The organism is Flavobacterium sp. KKT103, assembly GCF_055640565.1.
Window position 1 is genome coordinate 3,563,904 of sequence record NZ_CM145766.1, and the last position, 23,700, is coordinate 3,587,603.

Here is a 23,700-nt window from a genome sequence, read left to right on the forward strand (position 1 = left end):
AGGTTCGTTTTTTTTTCTAAAAACCGAAATAAAAACAATCTTTTAAATAAATCATCTATCATTAATCAACATTTTAACAAATGCAAAAAATCAGCATCAGCTTACTATTACTTGTATTATCACTGCAATTTAGTTTAGCGCAAAACATCAAAGGGAAAATAATTGATATTAACACGAAAGAGAGCATTCCCTATGCCAATATCCTAATCAATAAATCCGAAAGTTTGATCTCTAACGCAGAGGGTTATTTTACACTTTCAGAAAAAAACAGTCTCGACTCCACCTTACTCTTGGTATCCTACCTAGGTTATGCAAACCAAGAAATAACCGTAACTACTTTAAAAAATAATGATTATATAGTTGCACTAACACCAAGCATTTTTGAACTTAATGATGTAAATGTTTCTAACAAAAAACCAAATCCTTATGAAATCATGGCGAATGTAAAGGCCAATTTATCTAACAATTACGTAAGCGATGGCAGTCCTTCAAAAGATGTGTTGTTCTATCGCAACTCAGAATCTTTTAACCCAAAAATAATAGAGGTCGAAATTGATAAATCTACCGGTTTTACAAAGCAAGCCCTTGTAAAAGTGAATTCAGATCTTAAATCATTCTCTAATGGCATGATTCGTAATCCTCCTAAGGAATTTACTGATATCCTTTGCAATTACTACACTACTAACGTTAAGAAAGACACCAAAACATCATTTCTATCCAAATTAGATGTGTTGAAAGCAACTAAACTTAAACAAGAAGGAAGCGCAGTTTCATCTGAAGATTTAGAGAAAAAGGCAATGACCATGATGCTACAACATTTAGATTCTACAAAATTTTACCGTGTTAAAAGTGGTCTTTTTGGATCTAGAGACTCGATTTCGATGCGAAAAGATTGGAATCAAAAGAGAGATCAAAAAAAGAATAAGGAAGTCAAAACACAATTAACCGTAACTAAAAACAATCTGAATTCATTTTTGATAGGGAATAATTTTTCACAGAGTGAGAAATATAGTTTTATAAAAAGACCCGAACTTTATGACTACACCTATGAGGGCACTACTTATACTGCCGAAAACGAATTTGCGTACATTCTTAGTTTTAAACCTCGAAGAAGCAAAGCGAAATACGTTGGTAAATTATATGTTTCTGAAAATGATTATGCCGTCTTGCGAGCGGATTACACCCTGGACGAAGGTGAAAAACTAAATAGCCTAAATTTAAAACTACTTTTAGGAATAAAAGCCTCCCAAAATAAAAGTACAGGAACGATTATTTACAAGAAAAAAAAGGAAGGAAACGGTTATTACTTGCAGTATGCTACCATTGAAAGAGGACAATATTTCTATATAAATCGACCCTTAAAATTTATTGAATTAACTCGCGAGGACAAAGATGTACTGTCATTAGATATTAAAGTTGAAGGGAATTCGAGTTCGAAAACAGAATTTTTAAATCTTTCCCGCTCTCCAATTGCGGCATCAGAAATCACAAAAATTAAAGAAGATGATTTCAAGTATATCACAATTAAATCATACGATCCAAAAATTTGGAAGGACTATAATGCCATTGAACCTCTCGAGGAGATGAAACGATTTAAAGCAGCTAATTAGTCTGATTTTCTACAGCAAACTAAAAAACCACAGCAAAACTAAAGTTAAGCTGTGGTTTTCTTTTGATATACTACACTAGACCGCTGTCTATAATTTTACCAGGGAATCGGACCGTAATCTTTCAAGAATTTTCCGCACCAATGTTTTCCTGTATTTATTCCGTCAAATAAAGGGTCCATTACACGTGCGGCTCCATCAACAATATCTAATGGTGGTTGAAAGTCTTGTTGTTCTTGCTTCATCTTGGCCAATTCAGCAGGATCTTCATCGGTTACCCAGCCCGTATCAACGGCATTCATGAAAATTCCTGATTTTGCCAATTCTCCCGCAGCAGTGTGCGTTAACATGTTCAGGGCTGCTTTAGCCATATTGGTATGTGGGTGTCTCGCTTCTTTAAAAAAACGATGGAATTTCCCTTCCATGGCCGAAACATTAATGATGTGCTTCTGGCCAGTATTGTCTTTCTTCATCACTTCAGATAGGCGATTACAGAGTACAAAAGGCGCAACCGAATTGACTAACTGTACTTCGATCATTTCCGTAGTTTCGATTTGTCCTAACTTTAATCTCCAGCTGTTTGTCTTTCGCAAATCTACTTGCTGCAAGTCGGCATCGAGTTCTCCCTCCGGAAAAACTTCGGTTGCTACTAACGCATTATCAAATGAATACGGAATTTGAGATAATTTGGCGGAAGCCCTTAAACCAATTCCAGGCTCGGGTCCGTGCCAAGTTACGGGCATATTGTCATTTGAAGAAGCGCCAGAGGTCAACGCTTTTAATTCATCTAGGCAATTTAAATGATCCAATAACAGCTCTTGCGCTTGCTTTGGTAAATCACTAATTGGTCGTTCTTCATTTTCGATCATGTGGGTATAAAACCCAGCAGGACGCCGCACAGTTTGTGCTGCATTATTGATTAAGATATCCAAACGATCGTATTTTTGTTCAATAAAATTACAAAAAATCTCTACCGAAGGAATGTGTCGTAAATCCAAACCATGGATTTTTAAACGGTCGCCCCAATCCATAAAATCAGGCTCTTTGGCAAAACGCAAAGCCGAATCCACCGGAAAACGAGTAGTGGCTATAACAGTGGCTCCACCACGCAACAACATCAAGGTAATATGATATCCTATTTTTAATCGTGACCCCGTAATTACAGCAACCTGCCCTTTTACATCAGCAGTTTGGAAGCGTTTAGCATAATTAAAATCGCCACAGTCTGTACACATGGTATCATAAAAATGGTGCATTTTGGTAAAATCAATTTTGCACACATAGCATTGCCTTGGAGTTTCCAACTCTAAGGTCTCTTTGTTTTCTAGTTCAGCTGCAGCCAATAATTTGGGCGCCATAAATACCGCTGACTCCCGAGCAAAACGAATTCCGGTTTCCTTACGAGCCGTGCGATCTCGCTTCTCCATTTTGCGTTTATTCGCTTTTACACCATCTTTTTTACGTCGTGCTAATTCATCGCGATCCGGTCTTGAAAACTGACCTGCGGCTTTAATCAAAGCGGTACGCTGCTCTTTAGGGATATTAAAAATTTGATCAGTATCGCTGTTTAATTGCGAAAGGATGGCAATGCAACGGTTAATTTCATCCGATGTGATTCCTACTTCATCTATTTGTTCTTCGTTCATTATCTTTTGAAATCGTATCTATTTATTTTAAGAGCGCAAATATAGTTTTTTTTGAAGGACTTCATTTTCAAGTTTACACTCTATTTTAACTTCAAAATCTAGCTAAGTAAACATCATAATCTTTGTACCTTTGTGCATTCGAAGCACCCTATTATGTTATTTCAGATTAAATCCTACTTAAAATTCCTTTGGTATTCTAAAAATGAACATGCAGTTCATTCCCCATTTGTATTTACCTTAATCACTAAATGTTTTTACGACAAGAAAAGTAAACCTGAGTATTCCATTCTAAAAAAATATAGAAAATCACTTTTGACTAATTCTGATTCCATTACGGTAATGGATTTTGGTGCAGGGTCCAAAGTTTTCAAATCGAATTATAGACCAATTGCTCAAATCGCAAAAACAGCAGGGATAAGTCAAAAACGGTCAGAATTACTTTTAAGAGTTACGAATTATTTTCAGCCTAAAGCTGTTTTAGAAATTGGTACTTCGTTAGGGCTAGCAACGGCATCACTCGCTTTAGGAAACAAAAAGGCGGCGATTACTACCCTTGAAGGTTGTCCTGAGACAGCTCGAATTGCCCAACAACAATTTAAAAATTTTGAGCTTCGTACTATTCATTCGGCTGTTACAGCATTTGAATTGTATTTAGAACAGCCTACGCTGCAGCAACAAAAATTTGACCTGATTTATTTTGATGGTAACCATGCAAAAAAGGCAACATTGGATTATTTTGAAAAATTAGTACCCACTATAACAAACGATACAGTTTGGATATTTGATGACATCCACTGGTCAGTAGAAATGGAAGAAGCTTGGGAAATAATTCAAGATAATCCGTTAGTTACGGTGACAATTGACACTTTTCAATGGGGATTCGTTTTTTTCAGAAAAGAACAGCCCAAAGAACATTTTGTCATTAGAGTATAGCACAAAAAAAATGACAGCCATCTCTGACTGTCATTTTCATGAATTAAAACCAATATATTACAGTTTTGCTTTTTCCATTTCTTCTGACTTAGCGCCCATTCTATTTAAAGTATACATAGGAGCAAATTTCAATTTCAAGCCTGCAATTTTTCTGTTATCCGAAGAGGTAAGACCTTCTTTTTCAACTGTATTTTTACGACTATCTAATGCTTCATACATTAATTTAATTTCATCCCAGTCTTCACGTGAATACTTGTCTTTGTTATCTTGTACAGTATTTACGAATTGATCATAAACCCCTAAGATATTAGATGCATTTACCCATGAAAAATCCATGTCTTCACCAATTTTTCCTTCTCCAAATAAAGCATTACGCATGGCTTGTTTAGGGGTTGGCATTTCAGCAGCAAGCTGAGCTTGAACTGACGCTTTCATAGCCTCATATTTTAGTTTACTAGCTTCTAATTTCTCAGTAGCTTCTTTATTTTCTTTAATATCCATCAAAGCTGTTTCAGCTTGATTCATTTTCACAGTGTAGGTCGCATCGATTGATTCCCAGTTCATTTTTGCGTCAGCTGGTGCAACTGACCCTAATGAATCCACATATACAACATAGCTTTCTACTGTTTTTTCTGCTTCTTTTTCTTTTTCGTTTTTACAAGATGTAAAACTTAATGCAATCACTGCTACTCCTAAAATTAATTTACTACTTTTCATATTTGTTGATTTAAAGGTTAATATTATTCAAATGTACATCGAATTCAATTATATTCAATACAAACATTACAATGTTGTAAATAATTGATAAAATTATGATAAACAGAGTTAAATATTATAATTTTATAACATTTAATTAAAATAGTGTAATTATAAAATTAAGGAACAAGAAAAAAATCGGAATCACAGTTAGTACCAAAACGCCCATCCTTCTTCTAATTGCTTTTGTAGCAACTATCTTATAAGTTGTAAGTAAAAAAAACGGTAAAAATTGTAACAAAAAATGAAATCCCACAACTAATATACAGAAGACGTACTTTATCATTTAAGAAAGTCTACAGTAATAAATCATTAACTAGCCTAAAAAATGGAAAAGCCATTAATTAAAATATCCGATATTAAACGAAATTTTGTTCTAGGAGAAGAAATTGTTTATGTACTTAAGGGAATAGATTTAGAGATTAATAAAGGAGAATATGTTGCTTTAATGGGCCCATCTGGATCGGGAAAATCGACTCTGATGAATCTTTTAGGATGTTTAGATACACCTACATCTGGTAGCTACATTTTAAATGGCAAAGATGTCAGCAAGATGAAAGATGATGAACTTGCTGAAATTCGCAACAAAGAAATTGGCTTTGTATTTCAAACTTTTAATTTATTGCCTAGAACAACTGCTTTAGATAATGTAGCCCTACCAATGATATATGCAGGCTATTCAAAATCCGAACGAAAAGCAAGAGCAGAAGAGGTACTGACTCAAGTGGCACTAGCCGATCGTATGGATCACCATCCGAACCAACTATCAGGAGGACAAAGGCAGCGGGTTGCAGTAGCAAGAGCCTTAGTCAATAAACCGTCAATTATTCTAGCCGATGAACCTACTGGAAACTTGGATAGTAAAACCTCGGTAGAAATCATGAAACTGTTCAATGAAATTCATGCCAATGGTAATACGGTTATTTTAGTTACCCACGAAGAGGAAATCGCTGAGTATGCGCATCGAATTATTAGATTACGTGATGGGGTAGTAGAAAGTGACACACGAAAAGAAAAATAATTAGCAAATCGCATCCATGAAAATTGCAATCCTAACTTGTAGTCAACTCCCCGATTTAAACCTACCTGACCAACCCCTAATTGCGGCGTTAGCCAAACATAATATCACAGCTATTCCTATGGTTTGGGATGAACCTAAAACAAATTGGACTGATTTTGATTTTCTAATTTTTAGGAACACTTGGGATTATTTTGAAAAAGAAGCCCAATTTAATTCTTGGCTTGATCAAATTGAAAAATTAGGAATTAAAACGTTGAATTCCATTGCGATCATAAAGCAAAACAAACACAAATTCTATTTACAAGAAATGGAAAGGCAAGGAGTTCGGATCCTTCCCACTATTTTCGTTAATAAAACTGCTGCTTTGAATTTGGAAGGCCTACTTCCCTCCCATTGGAAAAAAGCGGTAATCAAACCCGCATTTTCGGCGGGTTCGTATCTAACAGAAGTTTTTGACACGAATCAACTTGGTCCTATTAGTAAAAAATATAGCGAGATTGCATCGGATAAAGAATTGCTGCTACAAGAATTCATGCCTGAAATTCAGACATTAGGAGAGACTTCTTTTATTTTTTTCAATAAGAGATTCTCGCATGCAGTAAATAAAAAACCAGTCGATGGCGATTTTAGAATTCAGGTACAATTTGGTGGCATCTACACTTTGATTCACCCAGATAGCCATTTGATTGCCCAAGCTCAAAAAATAGTCGATCGCTTCCCTGATGATTTACTCTATGCGAGAGTAGATGGTATCCTAATCAATGAGCAGCTACACTTAATGGAAGTGGAATGTATCGAACCTGATTTGTACCTTCAATTGTCTCAAGGTGCTTTGGATCGATTTGCCGAAAGTATCGTGGAGCAAATAGCGCAATCGAATTCCATTTAAAAGAACACCTAATTAAATACGATTACAAACAACAATCAAGAATAAAAAACCAATGAAGAAAACAATTCTAATTTTGATCACTCTACTTATAAGTATTGTATCAGTAGCTCAAAGTCCATTTGAATGGAAAAAGCAAAAAAGTAATGGGTACGAATACAAATATGTATCAAATGACCCGGCAAAAGCACGTTTTTATACGCTGAAAAATGGCCTTACAGTTATTTTAAGTCCTACAAACAAAGACCCAAGAATCCAAGCTTATGTAGCAGTAAAAGCAGGAAGTAAAACTGACCCAGCTACTCACACTGGACTTGCGCATTATTTGGAGCACATGTTGTTTAAGGGTACTGACAAATACGGAACCCAAGATTGGCCAAAAGAAAAAGTTGAGTTGGATAAGATTGGAGACCTATACGAGCAATACAACCAAACGAAAGACGAAGCAAAAAGAAAGAAAATATACCAAGCGATCGATTCTATATCAGGTGTTGCAAGTAAATATTCTATTGCTAATGAATACGATAAAATGATGAGTGCAATGGGAGCTCAAGGTACTAACGCCTTTACTTCATTTGAGCAAACCGTTTATACGGATGATGTTCCAAGTAGCTCATTAGACAAATACTTAGCCGTGCAAGCAGAGCGTTTTAGAAATCCTATTTTTAGAATTTTCCATACAGAATTAGAAGCTGTGTACGAAGAAAAAAACAGATCATTAGACAGCGACGGCAGTAAGGTTTTTGAAGAATTATTTGCTAGTTTGTTCAAGAAACATAATTATGGTCTTCAAACTACAATTGGAACAGTTGAGCATTTAAAAAACCCTTCGTTAGTTGAAATCAGAAATTATTTTAATAAATACTACGTTCCTAACAATATGGGAATCATAATGTCGGGGGATTTTAATCCTGATGAAGTAATTGCTAAAATTGACAAGACATTTGGTCAAATGCAAGGAAAACCATTTCAAAAATATACGTTTGAAAATGAAGCACCTATCACAGCTCCAATCATTAAAGAAATTGTTGGTCCTGATGCTGAGAATTTAACAATTGGTTTCAGGTTACCGGGAAACAAAGACAAAGATGTATTGTTAGCTGATTTAGTTGGTAAAATATTGACTAACGGTAAAGCCGGTTTAATGGATTTAAACTTAGTTAAAAAACAGAGGTTACTAAATGCAAGTGCCTTTACCTACACTTTAATCGATCACGGAATTTTATATTTATCAGCTTCACCAACTACAGGGCAATCACTTGAAGAAGTAAAAACGCTTGTTTTAGCTGAAATCGAAAACCTTAAAAAAGGAAATTTTGACAATCAATTGATTACCTCTATTATCAATAATATCAAAAAGGAGAAAATTTACGAAACTGAAAAATATTCTGATAGAGCAAGCACCCTAATGGATGCGTTTACTGCAGAACAAGATTGGAAAGATCAGGTTGCATACGTTGATAACCTATCTAAAATTAAGAAAGAGGACATTGTTGCATTTGCAAATAAGTACCTTGGAGACAACTATGCGGCTATCTTTAAAAGAAAAGGAGAAAAAACAGTTGCTGAGAAAATCGAAAAACCACAAATTACGCCTGTTGCAACTAATGCAGACAAGCAGTCTCCATTTGTAAAAGGAATAGATGCAATGCCAAGCAATGCTAGCAAACCAATCTTTATTAATTTTGATAAAGACATCCAAAAATCGAACATTGGAGCTGCTACTGTTTTATACGTTCCAAATACTGATAATCAAATTTTTCGTCTAAAATACCGATATAAAATAGGAACTCTAAATGATTTAAAGCAATCATTGGCGACTCAATACATTCGTTTTTTAGGTACCGATAAAAAATCATCTGAAGAGATTGCAAAAGCATTCTATACTATCGCTTGTAGCTTTAATGTAAGTTCAAATGAGGAATACACTACGGTTTCAATTGAAGGTTTACAAGAAAACTTTGGTAAAGCCGTACAATTGTACGAAGAAGTTATTAATAACGTTCAACCCGATGAAGCGGCTTTAAAAGCACTTTTAGCACGAATCACCAAATCAAGAACGGATGCAAAAGCAAATAAAAATGCTATCCTACAAGGTTTGACAAGTTATGCAATGTACGGACCAAAGAACAAATTCAACAACAGTTTTTCTAACCAAGAATTGGCCGCTGTTACTTCTGCTGAGTTGATTCAAAAAATCAAAAACATAAACAATTACGAACAAACGGTAATTTATTATGGTCCAAAAGATCTTAAATCTTTGGTAAGCGAATTAGAAAAAATACATACGATCCCAGCAAAATTTGCAGTGGCTGAAGCACCAAAAGAATTCAAACAAGCAGTACAAACTAAAAACCAAGTACTTTTTGCTGACTACGATATGGTACAAGCAGAAACAAGATGGATCAGAAACACGGACAAATACGATCCAAAGCAAAGTACTATAGTTACCGTTTTTAATAATTATTTTGGTGGCGGAATGGGATCAATCGTATTCCAAACGATTAGAGAAAGTAAAGCATTAGCGTATAGCACTTTTGGATACTACATTACTCCTCAAAAGAAAAATGATTCGTATTACTACATGGGCTATGTTGGAAGTCAAGCTGATAAATTTAGAGATGCTGCTAACAGCATGAATGAATTGTTAACGACAATGCCTGAATTAACGAATAATCTAGCATTAGCTAAAACGCAGGTAAAAAAAGATATTGAAACAGAGAGAATAACTCAAGACAATATTATCTTTAGCTACTTAGCAGCTAAAGAACTTGGACTAAACGAAGACATTCGTAAAGAAAGTTACAGTACAGTAGATCAAATCAACATGAATGATATTGTTGAATTTCAAAGTAAAAATATCTCTAAAAAACCATACACCTACGCGATAGTTGCTTCGGAAAAAAACATCCCGCTGGAAGAAATGCAAAAGCTAGGAGAAGTAAAAAAACTTTCATTAGAAGAAATTTTTGGATACTAACTATCTAAACTACATAGTCAAAAAGCCATTCGAAAGAATGGCTTTTTTGTTAATAGGAAACGATATACATGGAAATGATTTTTTTCTTTCCGCACCAATACTTTATCTTTGAGGCGAATAATAAAGGAGGCAAATGGAAAGGTTGATTCTTTTATGTTCTAAAAACAAAAATCATACTTGCCTTCCAAAAGATGAAATGCAAGTGATTGTACCCCAATAAATCCTAGAAATCAAGAAACAACTAGCTATAGTCTAGAAACGCAATAAAAAACAAATGAAAGTATATACTAAAACAGGAGACAAAGGAACGACATCACTTTTTGGCGGAACGCGTGTCCCTAAAGACCACATCAGAATTGAAAGTTATGGTACCGTTGACGAATTGAATTCGTACATAGGACTTGTTCGTGATCAAGAAATGAATCCACACTATAAAACCATATTAGCTGAAATTCAGGATCGCCTTTTTACTATTGGAGCTATTTTAGCAACACCACAGGAAAAAGAAGTCATGAAAAATGGAGAACTTCGATTGCAAAAATTAGGCATTTTAGATTCAGATGTCGAACTTCTTGAAAACGAAATTGATAAAATGGAAGCTGATTTGCCACCAATGACGCATTTTGTACTTCCAGGCGGACATACAACTGTGTCACATTGTCATATAGCTCGTTGTGTATGTCGCCGCGCAGAGCGCTTAGCTGTTCATTTGAACCATAATGAGCCCATTGCTGAGATAGCGATTACTTACCTAAACCGACTTTCTGACTACCTTTTTGTATTGGCACGAAAGTTGTCTTTTGACCTTAAAGCCGAGGAAGTGAAATGGATTCCAAGGAAATAGTATACTGTTTGCAATAAAAGTGTTCCGTTTTGAACTGAATACTGATGACGTAACACGGAATACTAACCACTAAAAAAAAACGTTCTTAACTTTTTTTGAAAATAAATGATTTTTTACTTGTCTTTTTCAGTAAAAAATTTATTTTTGCACAAAACTAAATCGACAAAAGATGTATTGGACATTAGAATTAGCATCCTACTTAAGTGATGCACCGTGGCCTGCTAACAAAGACGAACTTATTGATTACGCTATACGTGCAGGAGCTCCACTAGAAGTAGTAGAGAACTTACAATCTATTGAAGATGAAGGCGAGATATACGAATCAATGGAAGAGATTTGGCCAGATTACCCAACTGACGAAGATTATCTTTGGAATGAGGATGAATATTAAAAAAAAACAACCAAGAAAAAGTCTCAAAAGAGGCTTTTTTTTTGGTTAAATTTACAACGAGATACACTAATTAGAAATATATAATATTATGAGTTTCATAAATAGCATAATTAAAGCCTTTGTAGGAGATAAATCCCAGAAGGACGTAAAGGCTTTGCAACCCTACTTAAACAAAATTAAAACTTTTGAAAACACGCTTATCGCTTTATCTCATGATGAATTAAGAGGTAGAACGGTTTTCTTTAAAGAAACAATCAAAACAGCGAGAGCAGGTGTTGATGCTAAAATTGCAGCTCTTAAAAAAGAAGTTGAAGGAATCGAAGACATTGACAAAAGAGAAGATCTTTACAGTGAAATCGACGCTTTAGAAAAAGAAGCCTATACTGTTTCAGAAAAAACATTAATGGATATTCTTCCTGAAGCTTTTGCAGTTGTAAAAGAAACAGCGAGACGTTTTAAAGATAATTCAGAAATCACTGTTACTGCTACTGCTGCTGACCGTGAATTTTCAGCTACTAAACCGTACGTTACACTTGTAGCTGATACTGCAATTTGGCACAACAAATGGAACGCCGCAGGTAAAGAAATTACTTGGGACATGATCCACTACGATGTTCAATTAATTGGTGGTATGGTACTTCACGAAGGTAAAGTAGCAGAGATGCAAACGGGTGAGGGAAAAACTTTAGTGGCAACCTTACCATTATACCTAAATGCTTTAACTGGAAATGGTGTGCATTTAGTAACGGTAAATGATTACTTAGCTAAACGTGATAGTACTTGGAAAGCTCCATTATTTGAATTTCATGGTTTAACGGTAGATTGTATTGACAATCACCAACCTAACTCTGAAGGTAGAAAAAAAGCATACGATGCTGATATCACTTACGGTACCAATAACGAATTTGGTTTTGATTACCTTAGAGATAACATGGCACATTCACCAGCTGATTTAGTACAAAGAAAACACAACTTCGCCATTGTCGATGAGGTGGATTCGGTATTAATTGATGATGCAAGAACACCTTTGATCATCTCTGGACCAGTTCCTCAAGGAGACCGTCACGAGTTTAATGAGTTGAAGCCAAAAATCGAAAATCTTGTAGGTTTACAGCGTCAACTTGCGACTGGTTTCTTAACCGAAGCTAAAAAATTAATAAAAGAAGGAAACACTAAAGAAGGTGGTTTCCAATTGTTAAGAGCATACAGAGCATTGCCTAAAAACAAAGCTTTAATTAAGTTCTTAAGTGAAGAAGGAATCAAGCAATTGCTTCAAAAAACAGAAAATCAATACATGCAGGACAACAACCGTGAAATGCATAAAATTGATGAAGCGTTGTATTTTGTCATTGAAGAAAAAAATAATCAAGTAGAGTTAACTGATAACGGTATTAAGCACCTTTCAGGAGATACTGATGCTGACTTTTTCGTTTTACCAGACATTGGTACTGAGATAGCTAACATCGAAAAGAAAAAATTAGACAAAGACGCTGAAGCGGAAGAAAAAGAAGTTTTGTTTCAAGATTTCAGTATCAAAAGTGAGCGTATCCATACTTTGACACAGTTACTTAAAGCATACGCTTTATTCGAAAAAGATGTAGAGTATGTAATCATGGACAATAAGATCATGATTGTAGATGAGCAAACAGGTCGTATCATGGATGGACGTCGTTACTCTGATGGATTACACCAAGCGATTGAGGCTAAAGAGAATGTGAAAATTGAAGCCGCTACTCAAACATTTGCAACGGTAACCTTGCAAAACTATTTCAGAATGTACAACAAATTAGGTGGTATGACTGGAACAGCGGTTACTGAGGCTGGAGAACTTTGGGAAATCTATAAATTGGATGTTGTTGAAATTCCAACGAATAGACCAATGGCGCGTCAAGACAAAGAAGACTTTATCTATAAAACAACACGTGAAAAATTCAACGCTGTTATCGAAGATGTAACTGAATTATCAAAAGCAGGTCGTCCAGTATTAATTGGAACAACCTCTGTTGAAATATCTGAATTATTAAGCCGTATGCTTAAGATGAGAGGCGTTACTCACAACGTATTGAATGCTAAAATGCACAAGCAAGAAGCACAAATCGTTGAAGATGCAGGTAAGCCAGGAGTTGTAACTATTGCAACCAATATGGCGGGTCGTGGAACCGATATTAAATTATCTGCTGAAGTTAAAGCAGCAGGTGGATTAGCAATCATAGGTACGGAGCGTCACGATTCGCGTCGTGTTGACCGCCAGTTACGTGGACGTGCAGGACGTCAAGGAGATGTGGGAAGTTCACAATTCTACGTTTCACTTGAAGACAACTTAATGCGTTTATTTGGTTCTGAAAGAGTTGCTAAAGTAATGGACAGAATGGGATTAGAAGAAGGAGAAGTAATTCAACATTCTATGATGACTAAGTCTATCGAGCGCGCTCAGAAAAAAGTAGAAGAAAATAACTTTGGAGTTCGTAAACGTTTATTAGAGTATGATGACGTTATGAACGCACAACGTGAAGTAGTGTACAAGCGTCGTCGTCATGCCTTGTTTGGAGAGCGTCTAAAATTAGATATCGCCAACATGTTGTACGACACTTGCGAATTAATCGTTCAAAATACAAAAGCGGTCAATGATTTTAAAACATTCGAATTTGATTTAATTCGTTACTTCTCAATCACCTCTCCTGTTAGCGAAGGTGAATTTGCAAAAGCGACAGAAATGGAGCTAACTGGAAAAGTATACAAAGAAGCATTGAAATATTACAACGAAAAATGTGAGCGTAGCGCTAGAGAAGCCTTCCCTATCGTCAAAAACATTTTCGAAGACAAAGACAATCAATTTGAGCGTATCGTAGTTCCGTTTACCGATGGTGTAAAATCATTGAACGTAGTTACTGATTTAAAACGTGCTTATGAAACTGAAGGAAAGCAACTAATCGCTGATTTTGAAAAAAACATCACCTTGTCAATAGTTGATGAAGCTTGGAAAAAACACTTACGCAAAATGGACGAATTGAAACAATCAGTTCAGTTAGCCGTTCACGAGCAAAAAGATCCATTGCTTATCTACAAGTTCGAAGCGTTCAACTTATTCAACGGTATGCTTAATGGTATTAATAAAGAGGTAATCTCCTTCTTGTTCAAAGGAGATTTACCGCAACAAACAGCTCCTGAAATTCAAGAAGCGAGAGAAGTAAGTCGTCCAAAAGAAAACTTACAACTAAGCAAAGACGAAATTCCAAACAGCGAAAACATGAATCGCGAAGCTGGGGAAACACAGCAACGTCAAGTAACAGAGACAATCGTTAGAGATATGCCTAAAATCAATCGCAACGATACTGTAACTATTCAAAATGTTGCTAACGGTCAAACGCAAGAAATGAAATATAAAAAAGCAGAAGCATTAGTAGCAACCGGACAATGGGTTGTTGTAAAATAACACTTCTCATTTATAAAACGCTAAATCCCCAATTACTATGGTAGTTGGGGATTTTTTATTTGTAGCTACTCCTGCCTTTCACTTCAAGCTACTTGGTTTCAAACTCTTTTTCTTAGCCCTGTCAGGAGCTTCCGCTGGTCGCTCTGCCACCACTAGAAAAAAGTAGTTTTTAACCTGCGTAGGCTTTCCGCTGCAGTCAGGGCTAGTAAAACGATAATTAGGTTGAACCCTATTGCTCCACCTCTCCTTTTTAAAGCTTACAAGATTGATGCCTCTAAAATAAAAACAGCTGCAATTCCTAACGTTATCGTAACTCCAAATTCATCAATTTTCGTTACTTTTGAGAGAATGTCTTTTTTATAATCATATAAGTAGACTATTAAATAAAAATCTATAATAGCTTTTCTTTATTGTTTTATAAAATATCAAGATTAGAGACAGCGCTTTTACATTCACAATTAGGTTAAATTTGTATGCAACGATAATAACAAACTAAAAAAACAAATATGGAAAATAACACAAATAACGAGCAAGGTAAATGTCCCGTAAACCACGGACAAACTCCTGCTCCAGATGGTACAACAATAGTTGAAGGAAATAATTCTGCGGCAGCAGCCAAATGTCCGGTTATGCACGGTTCCAATACAGGAAGTCAAGGAGCTGTAAAAAGCTGGTGGCCAAATGCGCTTAACTTAGACATTTTACATCAAAATGACACTAAATTAAACCCTCTTGGTACATCCTTTAATTACGCTGAAGAGTTAAAGAAATTAGATATTGAAGCTCTTAAAAAAGACATGCATGCTTTAATGACGGACAGTCAAGAATGGTGGCCTGCTGATTGGGGACACTATGGAGGATTAATGATTCGTCTTACCTGGCACGTAGCAGGATCCTACCGTACCTATGATGGTCGTGGTGGAGGTGGAACAGGAAATCAACGTTTTGCTCCATTAAACTCTTGGCCTGATAACGCTAGCTTAGACAAAGCAAGAAGATTGTTATGGCCTATCAAGAAAAAATACGGAAATAAATTAAGTTGGGCTGATTTAATGGTACTTGCTGGGACAATCGCCTACGAAAATATGGGTTTAAAAACCTTCGGATTTGCTTTTGGACGTCCTGATATCTGGAGCCCAGAAATCGATATTTACTGGGGATCTGAAACAGAATGGCTTGCTCCAAGTGAACAACGCTACGCTGATTTAGAAGACCCGTCAACTATGGAAAAACCATTGGCTTCAGTTCACATGGGATTGATCTATGTTAACCCAGAAGGAGTAAACGGCCAACCAAATCCATTAAAAACAGCTGCTCATATTCGTGAAACATTCCTAAGAATGGCAATGAATGATGAGGAAACTGTTGCATTAACAGCTGGAGGTCATACCGTAGGTAAAGCACACGGAAATGGTGATGCAAGTATCTTAGGCGAATCACCTGAAGGCGGTGCTATTGAAGAGCAAGGTTTTGGATGGAGCAATCCTACAAGAACCGGAAAAGGACGTGATACAGTAACTAGCGGAATCGAAGGAGCCTGGACAACAAACCCAACTAAATGGGATGGTGGCTATTTCGAAATGTTATTCAACCATGAATGGGAATTAGTAAAAAGCCCAGCAGGTGCTTGGCAATACGAGCCCGTAAGTATTAAAGATGAAGACAAGCCAGTTGATGTTGAAGATCCAGGAATCCGTTTGAATCCTATTATGACTGATGCAGATATGGCGATGAAAGTAGATCCAATCTACAGAGAAATCTCTTTGAAATTCATGAACGACCAACAGTATTTCTCTGATGTTTTTGCTCGTGCTTGGTTTAAATTAACGCACAGAGACATGGGACCAAAAGCGAGATACTTCGGTACTGATGTACCTCAAGAGGATTTAATTTGGCAAGACCCAATCCCGGTTGGAAATAAAAATTACGATGTCGATGCATTAAAAAGTAAAATAGCTGCTTCAGGTTTATCAATACAAGACATGATCAATACCGCTTGGGATAGTGCTCGCACCTACCGTGGATCGGACATGCGTGGTGGAGCTAACGGAGCACGAATTCGTCTAGCACCTCAAAAAGATTGGCACGGAAACGAACCGCAACGATTGGCTTATGTGCTTTCAGTTTTGGAGCCTATCGCTGCTGAATTTGGAGCTAGTATTGCTGATACCATTGTTTTAGCTGGTAACTTAGGAGTGGAACAAGCAGCGAAGGCAGCCGGTTTTCCAACGACGGTACCATTTACGCCAGGACGTGGAGATGCTACTGATGAAATGACCGATGCCGAATCTTTTGAGCCACTTGAGCCAATCGCAGATGGATACCGTAACTATACCAAAGCAGACTTTGAAGTTAGTCCAGAAGAATTAATGCTTGACCGCACCCAATTATTAGGATTGACCGCACCAGAAATGACAGTTCTTGTTGGTGGTATGAGAGTGTTAGGTACCAATTTTGGTAATACTAAACATGGTGTTTTCACGAATACAATAGGTGCTTTAACGACTGATTTCTTTGTGAATCTAACCGATATGGGTAACAGCTGGAAACCTACAACACCTGGTTTATACGACATTTGTGACCGTAGAACAGGAGTTGTAAAATGGACTGCCACTCGTATGGACTTGGTTTTTGGTTCGAACTCTATCCTACGCTCTTACGCTGAAGTATACGCGCAAGATGACAACAAAGAGAAATTTGTTCACGATTTCGTAGCCACTTGGACTAAAGTGATGAACGCAGATCGCTTTGATGCAAAATAAACAACCTTTTTTAAGTTGATACTAATCCAAAAATCCCCAATTACAACTGTAGTTGGGGATTTTTTATATGCCATAATAAGTAGTTACAATAACTAGTTAAAGGTTCTTTCTATTAAAATGTGCCTATTCCAGCTATACGCTAAAGCCTTCCTTTAAAAAGCTTTTTTTATTAGGTCACAGTAGGAGCTTCCTTTGGTCGCTCTACTGTTCCCATAAAAAACTGCTTTTGCAGTCAGGGCTACCGCTACTATCTGGGGCAGCAAACGAAATACAATTCTTATCGCGGATTTTCTTCATAATAACGCGCTTCGATTCGTTTGATATCTTTTATCGAACTTTTGGCCCAAGCCAATCTTTTAACCAGCATTTCCTCCTCAGATAAATGCCAATCAATCGTTGATCGTCGCAATCTATTGGTAAGATTCTGAATGATAATCGCTGCCGAAACTGAAATATTCAAACTTTCGGTAAAACCCACCATCGGAATTTTTAAAAAACCATCAGCGCGCTGCATGATTTCCTCAGATAATCCGTCGCGCTCCGTACCAAAAAACAAAGCACTCGGTTTCGAAATATCAAAATCTTCAAGTAAGCAATCATTGTCATGTGGTGTAGTGGCTATGATTTGGTATCCTTTACTTTTTATAGAATCAAGGCAACTCTTAACAGAATCGAATGTATTGATATCGACCCATTTTTGGGCACCCATGGCAATTTCTTTATCAATACTTTTTCCGTATCGCTCCTCGATAACATTAAGTTCTTGAATTCCAAAAACCTCACAACTCCGCATCACAGCACTAGCATTGTGCATTTGAAAAATATCCTCAACAGCAATCGTAAAATGATTCGTTCGGTTTTCCAGTACATTTAAAAAACGTTCCTTTCGGTTGTCTGTTAAAATGTTTTCGAGAAATTCAAGATACTTTAAGTCAATCATATTTGTTTTTATTTGCTGCAAAACTAGCAAAAAGAATCAGTTTTATTTATCAAACAACGAATTCATCACTTGTAAAAATACCGCTTCGCCCAAAGTTGTTTTTTTTACATCGGGAAAAATAGGTTCTTTCTCGTACTCCTTCATTTCAATTCCCAGTAACCGACTTGTATTGTCCATCGAATAATAATACCTTGAATTAAGGCTCATAACATTTAGTCCCGGCATGGGATGATAAAGAGAGAATGGCGTATCTCGTTTCGAAAAATCATAGGTTAGTCCATTGACTTTAAAAGGACTGAAATTTAAATCTAAAGAATCATCCTCAAATTTTACAACCTGCTGAGGAGACTTAGTGCTTTGAGAAAATAAAACCGAACTGCACATAAATAAGAAAAGGACACCTACTTTGTTCATCACACTTTGTTTTAAAAGTAATTTTAACCCAAATTTATAAAATACAGTCCGATAAAAGCATAAATTCGTAACTCTAATAGAGATAATCGAAGCATTCAAAATAAGATTGACTTTATTGTATTGCAAATCAACAATGTATATCGAATTCGCGTGAGGGATTGCCGCGTCATCCTTTATGGGCTCTTTTCCCCATAAAGATAAAGCAGAAAGCCCGTTCGCCGCGGCGAACACGCCCAAATTACAAGAAAATGAAAAAAAAAGTAGTGGTACTAACCGGAGCAGGAATTAGTGCAGAGAGCGGTATAAAAACGTTTCGCGATAGCGACGGTTTATGGGAAGGGCATAATGTACTCGATGTTGCCACACCAGAAGGCTGGCACAAAAACCCCGCTTTAGTTCTCGATTTCTACAATCAAAGACGAAAGCAACTGAAAGAAGTGATTCCTAATGCAGCACATATCCTTTTGGCTGAGCTAGAACGTGATTTTGATGTTCAAATCATCACTCAAAATGTCGACGATTTACACGAACGCGCAGGAAGCACGAAGGTATTGCATTTGCATGGTGAATTACTAAAGGTTCGAAGCACGGTAAATCCCAATTACATTTTAGATTGGAGCGAAGATTTAAACTTTGGAGATTTTGATGAAAACCAAAATCAATTGCGTCCGCACATTGTGTGGTTTGGTGAGGAAGTTCCCGCTTTAGAAAGAGCGGTTGAACTCACTGAAATTGCTGATTATTTCGCTGTTATTGGTACTTCTTTACAAGTATATCCAGCAGCTGGTTTAATCGATTTCACTAAAGCGACAACTCCCGTTTACTACATAGACCCTAAACCCATCAAAATACCGAATTTAAGGAATCCCTTGCACCTAATTCCCGAAATTGCTTCGAAAGGAATGCAACAATTACAAAAGGAGCTGATGGACTTGATTTAAAAAACTATTCCTTTTCGATTGTGCCCTTAATGCTTTATATTTGTGCTTTTACAACAAATAACACAACAATGACTACTTTAAACGAATTGAATGCTATTTCGCCTATCGACGGACGATATAGAAGTAAAACCATTTCACTGGCGCCTTTTTTCTCAGAAGAAGCGCTAATAAAATACCGAGTATTAGTTGAAATTGAATATTTTATTGCTTTGTGCGAACTTCCGTTACCACAACTAGCGACTGTAAATACCGATTTATTTGAAAGTTTACGTGCTATTTACAAAAACTTCACCACCGAAGATGCGCTCTGGATCAAAGAAACTGAGAAAGTAACCAACCACGATGTAAAAGCGGTAGAATACTTTATCAAGGATAAATTCGAAAAATTAGGATTATCACAATACAAAGAGTTCATCCATTTTGGATTAACATCACAAGACATCAATAATACTGCGATTCCGCTTTCGACTAAAGAAGCTTTTGAGAGCGTTTATATGCCATCATTAATTGGATTGATCGCTAAATTAAAAGAATTAAGTGAAGAATGGGCACACATTCCGTTGCTTGCCCGTACACACGGACAACCCGCTTCACCTACGCGTTTAGGTAAAGAAATTGGTGTTTTTGTAGAACGTTTAGAAGAGCAAATGCGTTTGTTGTTTCACGTTCCTTTTGCCGCCAAATTTGGTGGAGCAACCGGAAATTACAATGCGCATCATGTAGCGTATCCACAAATTGATTGGAAAGAATTTGGAGGAAAATTTGTGGGAGACACTTTAGGGTTACACCACTCGTTCCCAACAACACAAATTGAGCATTACGACCATTTTGCAGCATTCTTTGATGCCTTAAAAAGAATCAATACCATTATTATTGATTTAGACAGAGACATTTGGACCTATGTATCGATGGAATACTTCAAACAAAAAATAAAAGCAGGTGAAATAGGTTCATCGGCTATGCCACATAAAGTAAACCCTATTGATTTTGAAAACTCAGAAGGAAATTTAGGAATTGCTAATGCAATTTTTGAACACCTTTCGGCTAAGTTACCCATCTCTCGTTTGCAACGTGATTTGACTGACAGTACTGTTTTAAGAAATATCGGTGTACCCATGGGACACACTATCATTTCGTTTGAAGCAACCTTGAAAGGATTGAATAAATTATTGCTTAACGAATCTAAGTTTCATGAAGATTTAGAAAAAAACTGGGCAGTAGTTGCAGAGGCGATTCAAACGATCTTGCGTCGTGAAGGATATCCAAATCCGTATGAAGCCTTAAAAGGGTTGACAAGAACGAACGAGGCCATTACTAAAGCATCGATTCACGAGTTTATTGGAACGCTAGACGTTTCAGAAGCTATTAAAACCGAATTATTACAAATTACACCTAGCAACTTTTTAGGAATCTAAAAAACAGATTAGAATTCGTAAAAAAAGCTATCTTTATGGATAGCTTTTTTTATGAATGGCAAAACGATTTGCCACCGAGAAATTTAATAGTAACGTAAACATAGCCCAGATTGCAATGAAAAGCCTTGCAGGAAAAAAATCTATTTTTATGGCTCATGGCCGAGTGACCAAAGGAAACTCCTGCCAGAGCCTAATAAAAAAGATTTTTGACTAAAAGCTTGCAATGAAAAGCTGGATTAGCTCCCTATAAAAATTATGAGTACTGCAGCAACCGTAGCCGAAGCTACCACCCATTTAGAACCCTTAATAAGCGACTTAGGATTGATCCTAATGACTGCCGGGATTGCCGTGCTACTATTTAAAAAAATTAAACAGCCACTCGTTCTTGGGTATTTGATTGCTGGGTTCCTGGCTGGAAATCATTTTCATTTTTTCCCCTCGGTCAAGGACATTAAGAGTGTTGAAGTGTGGGCTGAAATTGGTGTTATCGTATTACTGTTTAGCCTTGGACTCGAATTTAGCTTTAAAAAACTCATGAAAGTGGGTGGAACGGCCTCGATTACGGCCGTCACCCAAATTATTGTCATGGTCCTGATGGGCTTTTTAATTGGGAGTTGGATGGGTTGGAAACAAATGGATTCTATATTTTTAGGCGTTATTTTATCCGTTTCCTCGACCACTATAATTTTAAAAACTTTTGATGAGTTGGGTGTGAAAGCCCAAAAATTTGCCGGTATCGTGATTGGCTCGCTAATCGTGCAAGATATTGTTGCGATTTTAATGATGGTTTTACTGTCTACGGTTGCTGTTAGCCAGCAGTTTTCGGGTAGTGAATTGCTGTATTCGGTTTTTAAACTAATCTTTTTCCTGACCGCTTGGTTTATTGGTGGTATCTTTTTTATTCCCACTTTATTAAAAAAAGCAAAGGATTTATTGACTGATGAAATGCTACTTATAATTTCACTGGCTTTGTGTTTGATGATGGTAATTTTGGCTTCTAATGTTGGTTTTTCTCCTGCCTTAGGTGCGTTTATAATGGGATCTATCATTGCAGAAACCACACAAGCAGAGCGAATCGAACACTTAATCAAACCCGTAAAGGATTTATTTGGGGCTGTGTTTTTCGTATCAGTAGGTATGTTAATCGATCCAACAACTCTTGTTGAATATGCCGTACCTGTATTTATCTTGACGTTAGTGACCATTTTTGGACAGTCTATAAGTTCTACAATTGGTGCCTTAATTTCAGGACAACCCTTAAAGCAATCCGTACAAACCGGAATGAGTTTATCGCAAATAGGGGAATTCTCGTTTATCATTGCAACGCTAGGAATGACCATGAATGTAACCAGTTCCTTTTTATATCCTGTTGTAGTGGCGGTATCAGCAATTACCACGTTTACGACTCCGTTTATGGTTAAATTGGCGGTTCCGTTTTCTAGCTATTTGGAAAAAGCGTTACCCCGAAAATGGACCAAACGCATCGAGCGATACAGTTCAAATGCACAAGCAATACGATCCGTAAGTACATGGCAAATTGTTATAAGAACGCATTTATTGCAAATTGTGCTACATACAATTATCATTACTTCGATCATTTTAATTTCGAGCAAATACATTCTGCCCTTGGTAGAATCATCAAAATTCGGAAATGCAATTGCAGCACTCATTACCATCATTGTGATTTCACCCTTTTTATGGGCATTATCTTTACGCCGTGTTGCGGTAAAGGAGGTTGAGATTTTGTACAAGGAACGAAAGTACCGCGGACCAATCTTGATGCTTATCTTTTTTAGGATGGGACTAGCGGTATTTTACATTGGTTTTCTGCTAAATATCTTTTTCTCCCCTACTGTTGCCTTTTTTGCATTGGTAATTGCGCTACTTATTTATTTCTTTTTCCCTAAGAAACTACACAAGCAATACCATAAAATAGAAAGTCATTTCTTGAAAAACCTCAACGATAGAGAAGAAAAGAAAATTGACCGCCGCTATGCGAACCTGACGCCTTGGGACGGGCACATGAGTACATTTACCATCGCGAAGGAATCTAATCTAGCTGGACAAACCTTGCGAGAAGTCCGTATTAGAGAGTTAGTAGGCGTAAATATTGCTTTTATAAAACGTGGGGAAATCATGATTGAAGTGCCCAATAAAACCGAACGGTTGTTCCCCGGTGACGAGATTTGCGTTATTGGATCAGATGAGCAAGTAAAAGAATTTGCGGAGTTTTTAAGAAAGCACGAAATCGAAATCCCCAAGAAAGTTAATAACGAGGTGATACTAAAGCAAATCGAACTTCAAAACGAAGATTTTATTGGTTTAAGTATTGGTAGGTCTAAATTACGTGAACTAACCAACGGTTTGGTAGTAGGAATCGAGCGAAACGGTAAACGCTTACTGAATCCCGAATCGAATATTATTCTAGAAAGAAATGATATTTTGTGGATCGTTGGTAACAAAAAACTGATGGCTAATCTATTTAAAGAATAAAAAGTCAACTACACTTTGCTGGTATAACAATTTCTAATTTATTTTTTGGGCGTGACCTTTACTAAAAACAGGATTGCATGTCCTGTTTTTAGTAAAGGTCGGGCTATGCGTTCCCGCTTTTGTATTTTCGTTTTACAAACGAAAACACAAAGAGCTCCACTTCTATCCCTCACGCAAAACAGACCGAAATTCACGATCTTTCAATCTAATCACTTTCAAAAAAAAGCAGCCCGTTGGG

16 protein-coding genes are annotated in these 23,700 nt (G+C 36.7%); 12 read left to right on the forward strand and 4 right to left on the reverse strand.

The genetic code is table 11. The features are described 5' to 3' along the window. Nucleotides 1–80: 80 nt before the first annotated feature. On the forward strand, nt 81–1,610 hold the full coding sequence (locus ACZ2G0_RS15245) for a carboxypeptidase-like regulatory domain-containing protein (RefSeq protein ID WP_470308357.1): 1,530 nt from the start codon (nt 81–83) through the stop codon (nt 1,608–1,610). Between the two features lie 95 nt (nt 1,611–1,705). Here ACZ2G0_RS15245 and ACZ2G0_RS15250 read toward each other — a convergent pair whose 3' ends face one another. Beyond that, a complete protein-coding gene (locus tag ACZ2G0_RS15250; protein WP_470308358.1) occupies nt 1,706–3,253 on the reverse strand; it encodes an SDR family NAD(P)-dependent oxidoreductase in 1,548 nt (515 codons plus the stop codon). Nucleotides 3,254–3,406: 153 nt separating this feature from the next. Here ACZ2G0_RS15250 and ACZ2G0_RS15255 point away from each other — a divergent pair, with 153 nt between their 5' ends. Next, nucleotides 3,407–4,186 (forward strand): O-methyltransferase, encoded by a 780-nt coding sequence (locus ACZ2G0_RS15255; protein WP_470308359.1) that lies wholly within the window; start codon nt 3,407–3,409, stop codon nt 4,184–4,186. 57 nt (nt 4,187–4,243) lie between these two features. Here the strand turns inward: ACZ2G0_RS15255 and ACZ2G0_RS15260 are convergent, their stop codons facing one another. Further along, complete coding sequence (locus tag ACZ2G0_RS15260) at nt 4,244–4,903, reverse strand: hypothetical protein (RefSeq protein WP_470308360.1); 660 nt, start codon at nt 4,901–4,903, stop codon at nt 4,244–4,246. A 367-nt stretch (nt 4,904–5,270) separates the two neighbouring features. On the opposite strand from ACZ2G0_RS15260, the gene ACZ2G0_RS15265 reads away from it, so the two are divergent. From ACZ2G0_RS15265 to katG, 7 genes are all read left to right on the forward strand, one after another. Then, nucleotides 5,271–5,963, forward strand: a complete 693-nt coding sequence (locus tag ACZ2G0_RS15265; RefSeq protein WP_300283838.1) for an ABC transporter ATP-binding protein — start codon at nt 5,271–5,273, stop codon at nt 5,961–5,963. A 16-nt stretch (nt 5,964–5,979) separates the two neighbouring features. After that, complete coding sequence (locus ACZ2G0_RS15270; protein ID WP_470308361.1) at nt 5,980–6,852, forward strand: ATP-grasp domain-containing protein; 873 nt, start codon at nt 5,980–5,982, stop codon at nt 6,850–6,852. Nucleotides 6,853–6,904: 52 nt separating this feature from the next. After that, the gene (locus tag ACZ2G0_RS15275) at nt 6,905–9,829 is read left to right on the forward strand and encodes a M16 family metallopeptidase (protein ID WP_470308362.1); all 2,925 of its coding nucleotides are present in this window, start codon (nt 6,905–6,907) and stop codon (nt 9,827–9,829) included. Between the two features lie 274 nt (nt 9,830–10,103). Continuing rightward, nucleotides 10,104–10,673 (forward strand): cob(I)yrinic acid a,c-diamide adenosyltransferase, encoded by a 570-nt coding sequence (locus tag ACZ2G0_RS15280; RefSeq protein WP_470308363.1) that lies wholly within the window; start codon nt 10,104–10,106, stop codon nt 10,671–10,673. Nucleotides 10,674–10,842: 169 nt separating this feature from the next. Then, nucleotides 10,843–11,064 carry a DUF2795 domain-containing protein gene (locus ACZ2G0_RS15285; protein ID WP_007138072.1) on the forward strand — a complete coding sequence of 74 codons (222 nt, stop codon included), beginning with the start codon at nt 10,843–10,845 and terminating at the stop codon, nt 11,062–11,064. Between the two features lie 88 nt (nt 11,065–11,152). Beyond that, nucleotides 11,153–14,497 carry a preprotein translocase subunit SecA gene (gene secA / locus ACZ2G0_RS15290; RefSeq protein ID WP_470308364.1) on the forward strand — a complete coding sequence of 1,115 codons (3,345 nt, stop codon included), beginning with the start codon at nt 11,153–11,155 and terminating at the stop codon, nt 14,495–14,497. Between the two features lie 506 nt (nt 14,498–15,003). Then, the gene (gene katG / locus ACZ2G0_RS15295) at nt 15,004–17,259 is read left to right on the forward strand and encodes a catalase/peroxidase HPI (protein WP_470308365.1); all 2,256 of its coding nucleotides are present in this window, start codon (nt 15,004–15,006) and stop codon (nt 17,257–17,259) included. Nucleotides 17,260–17,536: 277 nt separating this feature from the next. Here katG and ACZ2G0_RS15300 read toward each other — a convergent pair whose 3' ends face one another. Continuing rightward, a complete protein-coding gene (locus tag ACZ2G0_RS15300; protein WP_470308366.1) occupies nt 17,537–18,199 on the reverse strand; it encodes a TrmH family RNA methyltransferase in 663 nt (220 codons plus the stop codon). Nucleotides 18,200–18,241: 42 nt separating this feature from the next. Beyond that, nucleotides 18,242–18,613, reverse strand: coding sequence for a hypothetical protein (locus ACZ2G0_RS15305; RefSeq protein WP_470308367.1), 372 nt, complete (start codon nt 18,611–18,613; stop codon nt 18,242–18,244). A gap of 248 nt (nt 18,614–18,861) precedes the next feature. On the opposite strand from ACZ2G0_RS15305, the gene ACZ2G0_RS15310 reads away from it, so the two are divergent. From ACZ2G0_RS15310 to ACZ2G0_RS15320, 3 genes are all read left to right on the forward strand, one after another. Next, the gene (locus ACZ2G0_RS15310; protein WP_470308368.1) at nt 18,862–19,554 is read left to right on the forward strand and encodes an SIR2 family NAD-dependent protein deacylase; all 693 of its coding nucleotides are present in this window, start codon (nt 18,862–18,864) and stop codon (nt 19,552–19,554) included. A gap of 68 nt (nt 19,555–19,622) precedes the next feature. Further along, entirely contained in the window at nt 19,623–20,969 is a 1,347-nt protein-coding gene (gene purB / locus ACZ2G0_RS15315) for an adenylosuccinate lyase (RefSeq protein ID WP_470308369.1), read from the forward strand. Between the two features lie 255 nt (nt 20,970–21,224). Next, nucleotides 21,225–23,462 carry a cation:proton antiporter domain-containing protein gene (locus ACZ2G0_RS15320; RefSeq protein WP_470308370.1) on the forward strand — a complete coding sequence of 746 codons (2,238 nt, stop codon included), beginning with the start codon at nt 21,225–21,227 and terminating at the stop codon, nt 23,460–23,462. Nucleotides 23,463–23,700 lie beyond the last annotated feature (238 nt).

Excerpts from the sequence above, each read along its gene's own strand:
- ACZ2G0_RS15285 (WP_007138072.1), top strand. The coding sequence starts at position 10,843 with ATGTATTGGACATTAGAATTAGCATCCTACTTAAGTGATGCACCGTGG.
- ACZ2G0_RS15265 (WP_300283838.1), top strand. The coding sequence starts at position 5,271 with ATGGAAAAGCCATTAATTAAAATATCCGATATTAAACGAAATTTTGTT.
- ACZ2G0_RS15260 (WP_470308360.1), bottom strand. The coding sequence starts at position 4,903 with ATGAAAAGTAGTAAATTAATTTTAGGAGTAGCAGTGATTGCATTAAGT.
- ACZ2G0_RS15250 (WP_470308358.1), bottom strand. The coding sequence starts at position 3,253 with ATGAACGAAGAACAAATAGATGAAGTAGGAATCACATCGGATGAAATT.
- ACZ2G0_RS15305 (WP_470308367.1), bottom strand. The coding sequence starts at position 18,613 with ATGAACAAAGTAGGTGTCCTTTTCTTATTTATGTGCAGTTCGGTTTTA.
- ACZ2G0_RS15320 (WP_470308370.1), top strand. The coding sequence starts at position 21,225 with ATGAGTACTGCAGCAACCGTAGCCGAAGCTACCACCCATTTAGAACCC.
- ACZ2G0_RS15270 (WP_470308361.1), top strand. The coding sequence starts at position 5,980 with ATGAAAATTGCAATCCTAACTTGTAGTCAACTCCCCGATTTAAACCTA.
- ACZ2G0_RS15300 (WP_470308366.1), bottom strand. The coding sequence starts at position 18,199 with ATGATTGACTTAAAGTATCTTGAATTTCTCGAAAACATTTTAACAGAC.
- katG (WP_470308365.1), top strand. The coding sequence starts at position 15,004 with ATGGAAAATAACACAAATAACGAGCAAGGTAAATGTCCCGTAAACCAC.
- ACZ2G0_RS15280 (WP_470308363.1), top strand. The coding sequence starts at position 10,104 with ATGAAAGTATATACTAAAACAGGAGACAAAGGAACGACATCACTTTTT.
- ACZ2G0_RS15310 (WP_470308368.1), top strand. The coding sequence starts at position 18,862 with ATGAAAAAAAAAGTAGTGGTACTAACCGGAGCAGGAATTAGTGCAGAG.
- purB (WP_470308369.1), top strand. The coding sequence starts at position 19,623 with ATGACTACTTTAAACGAATTGAATGCTATTTCGCCTATCGACGGACGA.
- ACZ2G0_RS15255 (WP_470308359.1), top strand. The coding sequence starts at position 3,407 with ATGTTATTTCAGATTAAATCCTACTTAAAATTCCTTTGGTATTCTAAA.
- secA (WP_470308364.1), top strand. The coding sequence starts at position 11,153 with ATGAGTTTCATAAATAGCATAATTAAAGCCTTTGTAGGAGATAAATCC.
- ACZ2G0_RS15245 (WP_470308357.1), top strand. The coding sequence starts at position 81 with ATGCAAAAAATCAGCATCAGCTTACTATTACTTGTATTATCACTGCAA.
- ACZ2G0_RS15275 (WP_470308362.1), top strand. The coding sequence starts at position 6,905 with ATGAAGAAAACAATTCTAATTTTGATCACTCTACTTATAAGTATTGTA.